12 protein-coding genes and 3 tRNA genes are annotated in these 13746 nt (G+C 72.5%); 6 read left to right on the top strand and 9 right to left on the bottom strand.

The window, feature by feature from the left end; genetic code table 11:
- Nucleotides 1-49: 49 nt before the first annotated feature.
- The 6 genes from AB0E19_RS08215 to AB0E19_RS08240 form a co-directional block, all read right to left on the bottom strand.
- A complete protein-coding gene (locus tag AB0E19_RS08215; RefSeq protein ID WP_362175180.1) occupies nt 50-1360 on the bottom strand; it encodes an ATP-grasp domain-containing protein in 1311 nt (436 codons plus the stop codon).
- Nucleotides 1361-1370: 10 nt separating this feature from the next.
- Complete coding sequence (locus tag AB0E19_RS08220) at nt 1371-2669, bottom strand: MFS transporter (RefSeq protein ID WP_362175183.1); 1299 nt, start codon at nt 2667-2669, stop codon at nt 1371-1373.
- The gene (locus AB0E19_RS08225; RefSeq protein ID WP_362175186.1) at nt 2647-3942 is read right to left on the bottom strand and encodes a hypothetical protein; all 1296 of its coding nucleotides are present in this window, start codon (nt 3940-3942) and stop codon (nt 2647-2649) included. The genes AB0E19_RS08220 and AB0E19_RS08225 overlap by 23 nt, the downstream gene beginning before the upstream one ends.
- The gene (locus AB0E19_RS08230) at nt 3939-4733 is read right to left on the bottom strand and encodes a methyltransferase domain-containing protein (RefSeq protein ID WP_362175189.1); all 795 of its coding nucleotides are present in this window, start codon (nt 4731-4733) and stop codon (nt 3939-3941) included. Before AB0E19_RS08230 ends, AB0E19_RS08225 begins: the two co-directional genes overlap by 4 nt.
- A gap of 165 nt (nt 4734-4898) precedes the next feature.
- On the bottom strand, nt 4899-5285 hold the full coding sequence (locus AB0E19_RS08235) for a hypothetical protein (RefSeq protein ID WP_362175192.1): 387 nt from the start codon (nt 5283-5285) through the stop codon (nt 4899-4901).
- Nucleotides 5286-5363: 78 nt separating this feature from the next.
- Nucleotides 5364-5780 (bottom strand): PPOX class F420-dependent oxidoreductase, encoded by a 417-nt coding sequence (locus AB0E19_RS08240; protein ID WP_362175195.1) that lies wholly within the window; start codon nt 5778-5780, stop codon nt 5364-5366.
- A gap of 80 nt (nt 5781-5860) precedes the next feature.
- Here AB0E19_RS08240 and AB0E19_RS08245 point away from each other — a divergent pair, with 80 nt between their 5' ends.
- The gene (locus AB0E19_RS08245; RefSeq protein ID WP_362175198.1) at nt 5861-6334 is read left to right on the top strand and encodes a hypothetical protein; all 474 of its coding nucleotides are present in this window, start codon (nt 5861-5863) and stop codon (nt 6332-6334) included.
- A gap of 410 nt (nt 6335-6744) precedes the next feature.
- A complete protein-coding gene (locus AB0E19_RS08250) occupies nt 6745-7311 on the top strand; it encodes a TetR family transcriptional regulator (RefSeq protein WP_362175201.1) in 567 nt (188 codons plus the stop codon).
- A gap of 333 nt (nt 7312-7644) precedes the next feature.
- On the opposite strand, the gene AB0E19_RS08255 is transcribed toward AB0E19_RS08250, so the two are convergent.
- The 3 genes from AB0E19_RS08255 to AB0E19_RS08265 form a co-directional block, all read right to left on the bottom strand.
- Nucleotides 7645-7718: transfer RNA gene (locus tag AB0E19_RS08255), tRNA-Ile, on the bottom strand.
- A 174-nt stretch (nt 7719-7892) separates the two neighbouring features.
- Nucleotides 7893-7965 (bottom strand) — tRNA-Asn (locus tag AB0E19_RS08260).
- Between the two features lie 5 nt (nt 7966-7970).
- A tRNA-Asn gene (locus tag AB0E19_RS08265) sits at nt 7971-8043 on the bottom strand.
- Nucleotides 8044-8190: 147 nt separating this feature from the next.
- Here AB0E19_RS08265 and AB0E19_RS08270 point away from each other — a divergent pair.
- From AB0E19_RS08270 to AB0E19_RS08285, 4 genes are read left to right on the top strand one after another with little or no spacing between them, the layout of a single operon-like run.
- A complete protein-coding gene (locus AB0E19_RS08270) occupies nt 8191-8505 on the top strand; it encodes a YtxH domain-containing protein (RefSeq protein WP_362175204.1) in 315 nt (104 codons plus the stop codon).
- A gap of 36 nt (nt 8506-8541) precedes the next feature.
- Nucleotides 8542-9981 carry an FGGY family carbohydrate kinase gene (locus AB0E19_RS08275; protein WP_362175207.1) on the top strand — a complete coding sequence of 480 codons (1440 nt, stop codon included), beginning with the start codon at nt 8542-8544 and terminating at the stop codon, nt 9979-9981.
- Between the two features lie 51 nt (nt 9982-10032).
- Nucleotides 10033-11766, top strand: a complete 1734-nt coding sequence (locus AB0E19_RS08280) for an ABC transporter ATP-binding protein (protein WP_362175210.1) — start codon at nt 10033-10035, stop codon at nt 11764-11766.
- Nucleotides 11766-13694: an ABC transporter ATP-binding protein gene (locus AB0E19_RS08285; protein WP_362175213.1), complete on the top strand. Its 1929-nt coding sequence runs from the start codon at nt 11766-11768 to the stop codon at nt 13692-13694. Before AB0E19_RS08280 ends, AB0E19_RS08285 begins: the two co-directional genes overlap by 1 nt.
- Nucleotides 13695-13746: the final 52 nt, after the last annotated feature.

Raw genomic sequence — 13746 nt, forward strand, 5'->3', positions numbered from 1 at the left:
ACAGCTTGTTGATCAAGGGAGGTATGGACAATCTCACAACATCGACGTCTCACATGGTGGACGTGATGTTCCAGTGGTCGGACCGCTCGGGGTCGTTCTCGCCCGGCATCAGCGGCAGCCCCAGCATGCGCTCGAAGCGCCCGGTGATCTCCCTGACGGCCGCCGAGACCTCGGCGTGGTCGCGGCCGAGCAGCATCACCCGGCCGAGCGACGCGCCCGCCGCGACCTCGCTGCCCGGGCCCACCCCGAACTGCGCGAAGGTGTCGTACCGGACGAGCGCGTCCCCGTACTCCTCCAGCCACGCCACGTCGAGCCGGTCGGGCAGCACGCCCGCGCGGCGGGCGAGCAGCCGCCGGCTCATCGCCACCCCCGTCGCCTCCGGGACCGTGACCGGCGCGCCGCTCAGCAGCTCCAGATAGGCCGTGTAGATGCTCCGGCCCGTGGCGTGCCGGTAGAGGGCCGGCATCACCCCGCCCATGATGCGGGCGTTGGCCTCCACCAGGACCGGTCCGCGCTCCGTGCGGATCATCTCCAGATGGAAGATCCCCCGGTCCAGGCCGACCGCGCGGCACACCTGGCGCGCGTAGGCGACGCACTCGTCCCGCTCCCGCGCGCCCAGCGGCTCCGGAATGTGCGCGCCCAGCTCGATGACCTGGTCGTCGGCCGAGCGGGTGCGCCCGCTGACGGAGAACGGGAAGAACTCCTCGCCGCGCACCCCGATCTCCACCGAGACCAGCGGGCCGACCAGCAGCTCCTCGACGAGGACGCCCCGCGAGTACTGCTCGCGCCACAGCTCCGGCACGGAGTCGAGCCGGTGCAGCACCTGGTCGGCCGCGGCCCGCGCCTCCTCCTCGGTGTGCGCGACGAACGACAGCGCGCTGTCGGCGCCGGACGGGGGCTTGATCACGACCGGGTACCCGACCTCCCCGGCGGCGACCAGCGCCCCGGCGGTGGAGTCCGCCGTGGCGAAGCGGGCCGAGGGCAGCCCGGCGGCGGCCAGCGCCCGCCGGCACAGGTCCTTGCGGCGCGCCGTGAGCGCGGGACCGGACGCGGGCCCCGGCACCCCCACCTTCTCGCAGGCCAGGGCCACCGCCTCGACCGTCAGGTCGAAGTGGGTGGAGACGAAGTCGACCGGGTGCTCCGCGTGGCACTCGGCGATGACCTCCGCGACCGCCGAGGCGTCCGTGGTGACCACGCCGTCCCTGAACCAGTCGGCCAGGCCGATCAGTTCGCGCTCGCGCTCGCCGAGCCGGTAGTACGGCGTGTGCGACTGCACGTAGCCGACCCGGTGGCCGGCCTCCTTGGCGCAGCGCAAGGCCTCCAGGGAGGCCGCGTTCGAGTCCACGAAGAGGATGTGCATGCGTCGTTCCTTACGATCCTGAAGGAGCCTTGGGCGAGTCCGCCGGCGTCCGGGCGGCCGTGTCCTCGGTGAGCCGCGGGGCCCGCAGCAGCCCGGTGGCCAGGGCCAGTCCGCCGGTGCACAGGAACACCCAGGCCACGCCGAAGGCGTCGGCCAGCAGCCCCGCGACCAGCGAGCCGAGGGGCAGGACGCCCCAGATGATCCACCGGTAGGCGGCGTTGACCCGCCCGAACAGCTGCGGAGGGATGGAGGTCTGCCGGTAGGTCACGCTCATGACGTTGATCGCCATCAGCAGGGCCCCGGAGACGGTGAGCGCCACCGCGGCCGCGGCGACGTGCGGAATCGCGAGCGCCATGTAGCAGGCGCCGACCAGCGGCGCGCAGACGCGCAGGACGCTCCCGCCGCCGAACCGCGTCAGCGCCTTCGCCGCGAAGCGCCCGGCCAGCACGCCGCCCACCGCGGGCGCGGCGAGCAGCACACCGTACGCCCAGGAGGGCAGCCCGAGGCGGCCCGGGTCGATGGCCCACAGCGGCAGGATGGTGATCGCGGCCGCGTAGGCGAGGTTCACGCAGGCCGTGACCCCGGCCAGGTGCAGCAGGTCGCGGCGGCTCCGGAAGTGGCCGAGGCCCTCCCGCAGGTCGGCGAGCACGGACTTCGGCGAGCCGCCGCGGACCTCGGCCGCCGGACCGTCGCCGGGCATCCGCAGACCGCCGAGGACCAGCAGGGTCACCACGTACAGCACCGTCGCGGAGCCGATGCCGCCGCCCGCGCCGAGCGCGGCGACGACGCCGCCCAGGGCGGGCCCGAGGAACTGCGCCATCACCGTCTGCACGGACTGCAGGCTCGCGTTGGCGCGCGGCAGCGCGGCGCCGTCCACCAGGCGGGGCACCAGCGACTGCGCGGCGATGTCCACCACGGTGCCCGCGGCCCCGACCGCGAACGCGCCGAGCGCCAGCGCCCACACCGAGAGGTGACCGGTGAAGGCGGCCGCGGCGAGCAGCAGCACCAGCGGCATCCGCAGCCAGGAGGCGGCGCGCAGCACCCGGTGCGGGTGGTAGCGGTCGACCACCACGCCGGCCGGCAGGGTGACGAGCAGCCACGGCATGCGCATCGCCACGCCCACCGCGCTGATCGCGAGGGCCGAGTGGGTCAGCTGCAGGGCGAGGAGCGGGACGGCGACGCGGTAGACGCCGTCGGCGAGGTCGGAGGAGAGGACCGCCGCCTGGAAGATCCGGAAGCGGCGGCCGAGCCGTAACTCCCCTGAGGCCGCGCCGCTCCGGCCGCCGTCAGAGGTCGCGGAGGTCGTCATGCGTCTCCGTCAGCAGTGCGGTGTTGAGGAAGGCCCCGTGCCGGGCGTTCAGCACGGCGCCGCCGCCCGGCACGCCGTGCCGGGCGAGCACGGAGGACGTCCGCCCCCCGAAGACGAACGGGCCGATGACGTACGGGACCTCGACCGTGCGGATCTCGCCGGAGGAGGCGTGGCGGAAGCCGACCGGCACCCGGTCCCCGGTGACGTACTCCTGGAGGATGTGCCCGCCGTCCCGCGCGGCCCGGTCGAGCGCCGCCCGCCACTCCTCTTCGTCGACGGCGGCGCCGAGGACGACCCCGCTGCCGCCGTAGCCGTCGGCCGGCTTGAGCACGAGCTCCGCGCGGCGCTCGCGCGCCCGGGCGGTCCGGTCGCCCGCGTCACCGGTCCAGGGGATGTGCCGGTGGATGAACTCCCGGTCGGGGGCGGGGAGTCCGTCGGCGTCCTGCCAGAGCCAGGCCAGCGTCAGCTTGTGCGCGAGCAGCATGGCCGCCTCGGAGGTGAACATCCGGACGGTGCCCGCCCGCACCGCCCTGACCAGGGCCTCCATCCCGGCGCTCGGCGGCTGGCTGTGGCTCACGAACATCCGGAGCACGGCGTCCACCGGACGCCCGTCCGCCAGCAGCCGCCCGCGCCCGTCGGTGGCGAGCCGGTCCAGGGGGTGCGTCACCGCGTCCAGCCCCTGCCGTCCGGCGCTCTCGCAGACCGGCCGCATCCACGCCGTGAAGGCGGCGAGGTCCTCCAGACCGGGGACGGCCCCCGCGGAGAAGGCGGGCACGACCACGCGGGCGCCCTCCGCCAGGCCGAGGGTGGTGCGTAACGCCTCGGACCGGGTGTCCACGGCCGAGGGCGGCACCCGCAGCCCGGGCGTCGTGTCCCCGTACAGCGCGAGGAAGCGCTCGCCGAGGAGCGCGGCGTGGGACGCGCCGCCCAGGGCGCTGTCGATGTTCAGCTCGACGAACCGGGGCGTGCCGTCCTGCAGGAGGATGTCGGGGCGCACGGCGGCCAGCAGGTGGTCGCCGAGCGGCTCGTCGTCGCCGAGCAGCGGCCATCGGTCCGCCGGTACGCCGAGGGCGCGGCGCAGCTCGCCCGCGGTGGCGGCGCGGCGGCGGCAGGCGTCGAGGACGAGGCGGCTCGCGCGCAGCGTGAGCTCGCCCAGCTCGCGGAAGCGGTCCGCGGAGAGGAACAGGGGGCGGACGGGGCGCCAGGTGCCGTCGGCGCCGGCGATGCCGTCGAAGAAGTCGTCGGGAGCGGGGGCGAGCGTACGTAAGGTCACGCGGCGGCCCGCGCGGAGAGGTGCGCCCACGTCTGGGTGAACCACAGCCCGCCGTCCCTGCGCAGCGGGCGCAGGCCGGTCGCGGGCCCGCCGTCGAGCTCCTCGGCCAGCTCCCGCTCGATGGCGCGCGCGGTGTCCTCGGGGGTCAGGGACTGCTCCAGCCACGGGGCGAGGGGCCGTTCCACGTCGAAGACGTCGGCGGGCCCGGCGGTGGCACCGGCGGAGGTCAGCAGGCCGGTGATGTGCTCCACGGTGAGGAGCGTGCCGTGCGAGGGGTCGCGCAGCCGCTCCAGCCGGTCGGCGTCGCCGGGCAGTTCGGGGCGCGCCACCATGTCGGCGACCACGACCCGGCCGCCGGGCCGGCACACCCGCACCAGTTCGGCGGCGACCCGCTCGGGGGAGGCGACGTGGTGCAGCGAGAACCGCGTCACGACGAGGGAGAAGGAGTCGTCCGGGAAGGGCAGCCGGGCGGCGTCGCCCTCCTGGAACACGACGTTGGCGACGCCTTCCGCGTCCGCCTGCGTCTTGCCCTGCGCGATCATCTCGGGCGTGGTGTCCAGGGCGGTGACGTGGCGCACCCGGGGAGCCAGGGCGCGGGCCACGATGCCCGTGCCGCAGGCGGAGTCCAGACAGACCGCGTCCGCGTCGGGCGCGATGAAGTCGACGAGACCGCGCAGGTGCATCGTGAAGGCACCATTGAGACGCGCGTCCTCGAACGTGTTCGCTTGGCGGGCGAACTCCCTGTGCACCAACTCGGTCCGGCCGGGGGCGCTTTCCACTGACTGCTTCACGATCCTCTTCCTCAACGGTCCAGGTTCGACAGGCTATTGACATGTAAATGAAACAAGGGTCCGAAAAAGCTATCACTGATCATCCGGACTTGGCTCGTGACATGATCAAGGAAGCGGGAGCCGTTGACGGCGGTGACCAGGCGGAACACACCCGTGTGACGGAGGTCATGAACCGCGGCCGCCGGGCGCGCCGCCGGCGCATCCCGGCGCGAGGAAGGGCCGAAAGCCGTACGCACCCGGTCGCGGGACCCCACCCGGCGGCCGGCGGCGGCCGGGAAGCGCGTGCGGGAATTCGGTACTGCGTACGGCGTGTCGCGCCCGGGAGCCGGGGTGCCGGGCCAGGTCGAGCAGGACGGCCACCAGGCAGCCGATGCCGGAGCCGAGGACGATGCGGGCGCTCTCAGGGAAGGCCTGGCAGGGGTCCGGGGCGGCCATCGGGATGATGCCGAGGGCGACGGCGACGATCAGGACGTGGTCGCCGCGTTCGAGGGCCGCGCCGGCGAGAGCCCGGACACCGGATGTCGCGAGGTGGGCCCGCCCGACTCGGAGCAAGGCCGCCCGAGATCCGGCAACCCGTCGACAAGAGTGCGGGCGGGCGCGGGGCCGGACGCTGCAGGGTCCCCGCGAGGGTCACTCCGCGAGTCGGACCCGGATGCCCGCCATGCGGTGCCCGGGCCCCTTCAGCCGGCTGCCCAGCAAGCCGACCCGCGCGACGAGACCGTACTTGCGCTTCATCAGGTCGAGGTAGTGAGCGGTGTCCCGGTCGGCGGGCAACTCGGCGACACCCGGCACCGGCTCCCCCTTCGGGGTCCCCCGCCAGTCGCAGGGGGCGACGGTCACCCGGCCACTGCTGCGGATCCGCTTGACCTTGCCGGCGTCGGCCGCGCTCCACACGGCCAGGCAGTCCCCGTCCCTCATCACCCACACCGGAGTGGGCACTGCCCGCCCGTCCCGGCGGAACGTCGTGAGAAGTACGTACCTGGATGCCGCCAGCCGCTCAACCAAGCTGCCCGGTAAGGATGCTGAGGAGTATGGAGAGGTGGTCACCGCGATAGCATAACTGGTTAGTTAGTTTACTGTCGCCGCGCACCGACATGGCGTCCGTCCCGACGACCGAGGAGTGATACGTGCTGAACTTCGCCTGGGCGGTACTCGCCGGATTCACCCTGGGCACCCCGGCCGTACCCTTCGGCCTCTCGATCTCCCTCACCCCGCCCCTCGCGCTCATCGCCGTGCTCATCGGCGCGGCCGGATGCCTGCTGTCCGCCGTCTTCGCGTCCGGATGGCTGCGTGCCCGCTGGCTGGTCCGACGCTCAAGGCGGCGGCCCGCCACCGCCGGGTCTCCGCCCGGGAATCGCCGGAACCGCCTCGACGGCCCCACCGGCCGGCGGGCCCGGCGCATGGTGGACCGATACGGCGTGATCGGCTTCGGCATCATCGGGCCGGCGCTCTTCGGCACCTGGGGGTCGGCCCTGCTGGGCACGGCGCTGGGCCTGCCCCGGTGGCGGCTGATCGGCTGGCTCATGGCAGGCGTCGCCCTGTGGAGCACCGTCATGCTGCTCGCCTCCGAGGCGCTGATCGACGCCCTCGGACAGAGCTGAGGACACGCGCCGCGTACCGGCCCCTGATCGCGCGGACCTGGTGACCGGAGGCGATGCGGGCCCGCCCCCACGAACCGCGGGTGGTGTCGCTACCCACCACCACCCCGGCCAGGCTCCAGGTCCCCCGCCGTGCCGCGCGTCCCGTTCGCGCGGCTTCGCGATGCCCCTCCCCCTCGGGCAAGTTCGCCGCGTCCTTCCGGCCCTCCTCGTCCTGGATCCCCGCACCGCGCCGGCCTTCGGCCCGGCCCTCGCCACCAGTGTCAACTCGTTGTCCCGACAGGGCACTTCACTCGCTGCAGACTGCAAATGGCGGCGGGCGCCTCGCGGATCCGGTGTTCACCCGCCGACGGCAACGGCGACGAGTCTCCACGCCCCGGCGAGCCCCATGAGGCGCTGTTAGCATGGCTCCCATGTCCCGAGCCGAGGCCACGAAGGCGCGCATCCTCCGGGCGGCGACCGAGGAGTTCGCGGCGTACGGGATCGCTGGAGCACGCGTCGACCGGATCGCCAAGGCTGCCTCGGCGAACAAGAACCTCATCTACGTGTACTTCTGCAACAAGGACGGGCTCTTCGACGCCGTCTTCGACGCACACCTCGGGCGAGGGCTCGACACCGTGCCCTTCACACCTGAGGACCTGCCGGACTACGCCGGGCGACTCTTCGACTTCTTCCAGAAGCACCCCGAGGTGCTCCGCCTGGCGACCTGGCACCGGCTGGAACGCGGCACCGCCCCAGAACGGGAGCCCGCCCTCGCCGAGCCGGCCCACCACGACAAGCTCGCCTCGCTGGAAACGGTCCGTAAGGACCGGGTGGGCACACCGGGCTTCCCCCCGGCCACGCTTCTCACCCTCGTCTTGGCCATCGCCTCGGCCTGGAGCCCGACGAATGCCGCGAGCATGCCGGCGACGACCGGCCTGGCGTCGGACCCGGCGGAGTGCCGGAGCGCGATCGTGGAGGCCGTGCGACGCCTCGTGTGACGGGCGGCGCGCGACACCTCGCCCCGGAGGTTCAGGGACGACGGGCCCGATCCCGTCCGTACCTCGGACACCTCGCCCGTGACGGCCGAGCTGCACACGGCCCGAAAATCGACTCGGTGTGCGGCGCGTCACACGCGGGAACCGTGGGATCGCCGTGCGATCATCGATGCGGCTTCACACCCACGTTCCATCCGAAAGCCCAGGTCAAGCAGGTGCGACGCCTGCGAGACCAGCCGGGGACGCCCGTTCCGCCGCGGCAATGCCAGGCGATCGCTGTACGCGGAAACACTCCTTCAGGAGTGTTTCCGCAGGTCAGAACGTTTTTTTCTACGGTGGGGCGGGTGGGACTCGAACCCACGGCCGACGGATTATGAGTCCGCTGCTCTAACCGGCTGAGCTACCGCCCCCGGGCGATGCGCGTACAAGTGTGCGCGCCGTCCTGCCGCAGCATAGCCGCTCATACGATCTCCTGCTTCGGGTGATCGGCACGATCGGTGCTGCTCGACCAGGAAGACCGCGCGCGGGGGCGGATGGTTCCCGGAAACGCGAAAGAGGACCCCTGAGGGTCCTCTTTCACTCTGCTCCCCCGACTGGACTCGAACCAGTAACCCTCCGGTTAACAGCCGAATGCTCTGCCAATTGAGCTACAGGGGATCGCGCTCCCCCGACTGGACTCGAACCAGTAACCTGCCGGTTAACAGCCGGCTGCTCTGCCAATTGAGCTACAGGGGATTGCTGCGGTTGCACCGAACGGTCCTGCCCGGGGTCTCCCGGGCGGCGGGCGCTCGCTGCGAGACATACATTAGCGCAAGCAGGGGGGTGCTCCGCCAATCGGTATCCCCGGGACATCCCCAGGACCCTCCAGGGAAGGATCGCAGCGTGCGGTACAAGCTGACGTTCGTCGCCGGTCTCGCGCTCGGTTACGTGATCGGTACGCGCGCGGGACGCGAGAAGTACGAGCAGATGAAGAAGGCCGCCAAGGACTTCGCGCGGAACCCCGCCGTGCGGAACGCGGCGGAGACCGCCGCCCACACCGGCCGCCAGTACGCGGGGAAGGCCGCGCACGTCGTCGGCGACAAGGTGGGCGACCACCTGCCGCCCGCCGTCACGAACCGGGTGTCCGTCCTGCGCGGCCGCGCCTACGCCAACGGGCAGATCGGCGAGGACGACGACTGGGGCACGAGCAACACCTGAGCCGTAACCGGCCCGCGTGATGCAGAATCGGGTGTCATGGGGATAGTCGCCGGACTCGACAGCTCTTCGGACGCCACGCGCATCGTGGTCTGTGACACGGACACCGGGGCCGTACTGCGGCAGGGGCACGCCCCGCACCCGGTCGACGCCAAGGCCACCGACGTCGATCCGCAGACCTGGCTCCTCTCGCTCGGGGAGGCCGCGACCGGCGGGCTCCTCGAAGGCGTGGAGGCCATCGGCGTCTGCGCGCAGGCCCACGGCGTCGTCCCGCTCGACGCGCAGGGCGGCCTGGTCCGCCCCGCGCTCGTCGGCAACGACAAGCGGGCCCAGGTCGCCGCCGCCGACCTCGCCGAGGCGCTCGGCGGGCGCGAGGCCTGGGGCGAGGCCGTCGGCGCCGTCCCCCAGTCCGGACTCCCGATCGCCAAGCTCCGCTGGCTGGCCAGGAACGAACCCGAGCACGCCGCCCGGACCGCCGCCGTCCTCCAGCCGCACGACTGGCTGGTCTGGCAGCTCCTCGGCCGCCCGGCCCGCCGCACCACCGACCGGGGCGCGGCCTCCGGCACCGGCTACTGGTCCGCCCGCACCGGCGCCTACCGCCCCGACCTCGTCGAGCTCGCGCTCGGCCACCAGGTCGCGCTCCCGGAGGTCCTCGGGCCCGCCGAACCCGCCGGCACCACCCCCGAGGGGCTGCTCATCTCGGCCGGCACCGGCGAGACCATGGCCGCCGCCTTCGGGCTCGGGCTCGGCGCCGGCGACGCCGTCGTCTCCCTCGGCGCCTCCGGCTCCGTCATGGCCGTCCACCACGAGGCCTTCGAGCGGCCGGGCACCGCCGTCACCTCGTACGCCGACGCCACCGGCATGCACCTGCCGGTCGTCTCCGTCAGCAACGCCGTCCGCACCCTGCGCGGCACCGCCGAGATGCTGGGCGCCGAGTCGCTGGAGGAGCTCTCCGCGCTCGCCCTGAAGTCCACCCCCGGCTCCTCCGGCCTGGTGCTCCTGCCCTACCTGGAGGGCGAGCGGGTCCCGCACCTGCCGCACGCCGCCGGCACCCTCACCGGGCTGCGCCGCGAGGCGATGAAGCCCGAGCACCTGGCGCGGGCCGCCTTCGAGGGCATGCTGTGCGGGCTCGCCGACGCCCTGGACGTGGTGCGCGGCCGCGGCGTCGAGGTCCGGCGGATCTTCCTGCTCGGCGCCGCGGCCGCGCTGCCCGCCGTCCAGGCCCTGGCGCCCGCGCTGTTCGGCACCCAGGTCGTCGTCCCCCAGCCGGCCGACTACGCGGCGCTCGGCGCCGCCAAGCAGGCCGCCTGGGCGCTCGGCGTCGCCCGGGGCACCCTCTCGCCGTCCACTCCCCCGGCCTGGCAGGGCGCAGCCGCGCAGATCCTGGAGCCGGGCGAGGAGCTCGCGGTCGGGCAGGCGGTGCGCCAGCAGTACGTGGCGACGCGGGAACAGATCCACCCGGGGGCCTTCGGCGGCTGACAGGCCTAAACCAGTCGTAACGCCGGGCGCCCGCGGGCGATAGTGGGAACCGTGCTCATAAGACTTCTCCGAACCCACCTGCGGCCCTATCGAAAACCCATCGCCCTGCTCGTCCTGCTCCAGTTCCTGGCGACCTGCGCGAGCCTCTACCTGCCCACCCTGAACGCCGACATCATCGACGAGGGCGTCGTCCACGGGGACACCGGCTACATCCTGCGGTTCGGCGCGCTGATGATCGGCGTGTCCGTCGTCCAGGTGCTGTGCAACATCGGGGCCGTGTACTACGGCGCGCGGACGGCCGCCGCACTCGGCCGTGACGTGCGCGGCGCCGTCTACGACCGGGTGCAGTCCTTCTCCGCGCGCGAGCTCGGGCAGTTCGGCGCGCCCTCGCTGATCACCCGCACGACCAACGACGTCCAGCAGGTCCAGATGCTGGTCCTGATGGCCTTCACCCTGATGGTCTCCGCGCCCATCATGTGCGTCGGCGGCATCGTGATGGCCCTCGGCCAGGACGTGCCGCTCTCCGGCGTGCTGCTCGCGGTGGTGCCCGTACTGGGGATCTCCGTCTCGCTCATCGTCCGGCGGATGCGGCCGCTCTTCCGGACGATGCAGGAGCGGCTCGACACGGTGAACCGGGTGCTGCGCGAGCAGATCACCGGCAACCGCGTCATCCGCGCCTTCGTGAAGGACGGGTACGAGGAGGAGCGCTTCCGCGGCGCCAACGGCGAGCTCACCGACGTGTCGATGTCGACGGGCCGGCTGATGGCGCTGATGTTCCCGACCGTGATGACGGTCGTGAACGTGTCCAGCGTCGCCGTGGTCTGGTTCGGCGCGCACCGCATCGACAGCGGCGGGATGGAGATCGGCGCGCTGACCGCCTTCCTCGCCTATCTGATGCAGATCGTGATGGCGGTCATGATGGCCACCTTCATGTTCATGATGGTGCCGCGCGCGGAGGTCTGCGCCGAGCGCATCGAGGAGGTCCTGGCGACCTCGTCGAGCGTGGTGCCGCCGGCCGAGCCGGTGACGACACTGGAGCGGCGCGGCCACCTGGAGGTCAGGGCGGCGGACTTCCGCTACCCGGGCGCCGAGGAGTCCGTGCTCCAGGACGTGGAGCTGGTGGCCCGCCCCGGCGAGACCACCGCGATCATCGGCTCGACCGGCTCCGGCAAGTCGACCCTGCTCGGCCTGGTGCCGCGGCTCTTCGACGTGACCGGCGGCGAGGTGCTGGTCGACGGGGTGGACGTGCGGACGCTGGACCCGAAGCTGATGGCGCGGACGGTCGGGCTCGTCCCGCAGAAGCCGTACCTGTTCTCGGGGACGGTGGCGTCGAACCTGCGGTACGGCAACCCCGACGCGACCGACGAGGAGCTGTGGCACGCCCTGGAGGTGGCGCAGGCCGCCGACTTCGTGCGGACGCTCGAACGCGGTCTGGACGCGCCGGTGGCGCAGGGCGGCACCAATGTGTCGGGCGGCCAGCGGCAGCGGCTCGCGATCGCGCGGACGCTGGTGCAGCGGCCGGAGATCTACCTCTTCGACGACTCGTTCTCCGCGCTCGACTACGAGACGGACGCCCGGCTGCGGGCGGCCCTCGCGGACGAGACCTCGGACGCGACCGTGGTGATCGTCGCCCAGCGGGTGTCGACCATCCGGGACGCCGACCGGATCGTGGTCCTCGACGAGGGCCGGGTCGTCGGCACCGGCCGGCACCACGAGCTGATGGCGGCGAACGAGACGTACCGGGAGATCGTGCTCTCCCAGCTGACCGAGGCGGAGGCAGCCTGATGGCCGGTCCTGGCGGACGCATGATGGCCGGGGGCGCCCCGGGTGAGCGGTCGATGGACTTCAAGGGTTCGTCGAAGCGGCTGCTGAAGCAGCTGGCACCGGAGCGGACCGCGCTCTGGGTGATGCTGGTCGCCGGCGTGCTGTCGGTGGCGGGCGCGGTCGTCGGCCCCAAGATCCTCGGCCGGGCGACGGACCTGATCTTCGCGGGCGTGGTCGGTCGCCAGCTGCCCGAGGGCATGACCAAGGCGCAGGCACTGGAGAAGCTGCGCGCGGACGGCGACGGCGGCATGGCCGACATGCTGTCCGGGGTCGACTTCACGCCCGGGCAGGGCATCGACTTCGGCGCGGTCGGCGAGGTGCTGCTGCTGGCGCTGGCGGTGTACGTGGTCGCGGGCCTGCTGATGCTGGTCTCCACCCGGATGTCGATCAAGGTGATCAACCGGACCGTGTACCGGATGCGGGAGGACGTCCAGACGAAGCTGTCGCGGCTGCCGCTGTCGTACTTCGACAAGGCGAAGCGCGGCGAGGTGCTGTCGCGGGCGACCAACGACCTCGACAACGTCGGGCAGACGCTGCAGCAGTCGATGGGCCAGCTCATCAACTCGCTCCTGACGATCGTCGGCGTGCTGGCGATGATGTTCTGGATCTCGCCGCTGCTCGCCCTGGTCGCGCTGGTCACGGTGCCGGTGTCGGTGGTGGTCGCGGCGCGGATCGGCAAGCGCTCGCAGCCGCACTTCGTGCAGCAGTGGAAGTCGACGGGCGCGCTCAACGCGCACGTGGAGGAGATGTACACCGGGCACACCCTGGTGAAGGTCTTCGGGCGGCAGGACGAGGCCGCGCGGGACTTCCGCGAGCAGAACGACGCGCTGTACGAGGCCGGGTTCAAGGCGCAGTTCAACAGCGGCATGATGCAGCCGGTGATGTTCTTCGTCTCGAACATCAACTACGTCCTGGTGGCCGTGGTCGGCGGTCTGCGGGTGGCGAGCGGCACGCTCTCCATCGGTGACGTGCAGGCCTTCATCCAGTACTCGCGGCAGTTCTCGATGCCGCTGACGCAGGTGGCGTCGATGGCGAACCTGGTGCAGTCGGGCGTCGCCTCGGCGGAGCGGATCTTCGAGCTGCTCGACGCCGAGGAGCAGGCGCCGGACGCGCCCGCCGCCGAGGAGGAGCACGACTTCAAGGGCAAGGTCGCCCTGGAGCACGTCTCCTTCCGCTACGAGCCCGACAAGCCGCTCATCGAGGACCTGTCGCTCACCGTGGAGCCCGGGCAGACGGTCGCGATCGTCGGCCCCACGGGCGCCGGCAAGACCACGCTGGTCAACCTCCTGATGCGGTTCTACGAGGTGACCGGCGGCCGGATCACGCTGGACGGCACGGACATCGCCGCGATGACCCGGGAGGAGCTGCGGGCCGGGATCGGCATGGTCCTCCAGGACACCTGGCTCTTCGGCGGGACGATCGCCGACAACATCGCGTACGGCGCCACCCGCGAGGTGACCCGGGCGGAGGTCGAGGAGGCCGCGCGGGCGGCCCACGCCGACCGCTTCGTCCGCACCCTGCCGGAGGGCTACGACACGGTCGTCGACGACGAGGGCGCGGGTGTCAGCGCGGGCGAGAAGCAGCTGATCACCATCGCCCGGGCGTTCCTGTCGGACCCGGTGATCCTCGTCCTCGACGAGGCGACGAGCTCGGTGGACACCCGTACCGAGGTGCTGATCCAGAAGGCGATGGCCCGGCTGGCCCAGGGCCGTACCTCCTTCGTGATCGCGCACCGGCTCTCCACCATCCGGGACGCGGACGTGATCCTGGTGATGGAGAACGGCTCGATCGTGGAGCAGGGCACCCACGGGGAGCTGCTCGCGGCGGGCGGCGCCTACGCCCGCCTGTACGCGGCACAGTTCGCGGAGGCGGTCGCCGAGGTCGACTGACCGGGTGGCCGTCCGCTCCGTGGAGGGCTCGTGCCGGAGGCGGCGCGGGCCC

Origin of the sequence: Streptomyces sp. NPDC047974, from assembly GCF_040653375.1 — a bacterium.
Classification (GTDB): domain Bacteria; phylum Actinomycetota; class Actinomycetes; order Streptomycetales; family Streptomycetaceae; genus Streptomyces.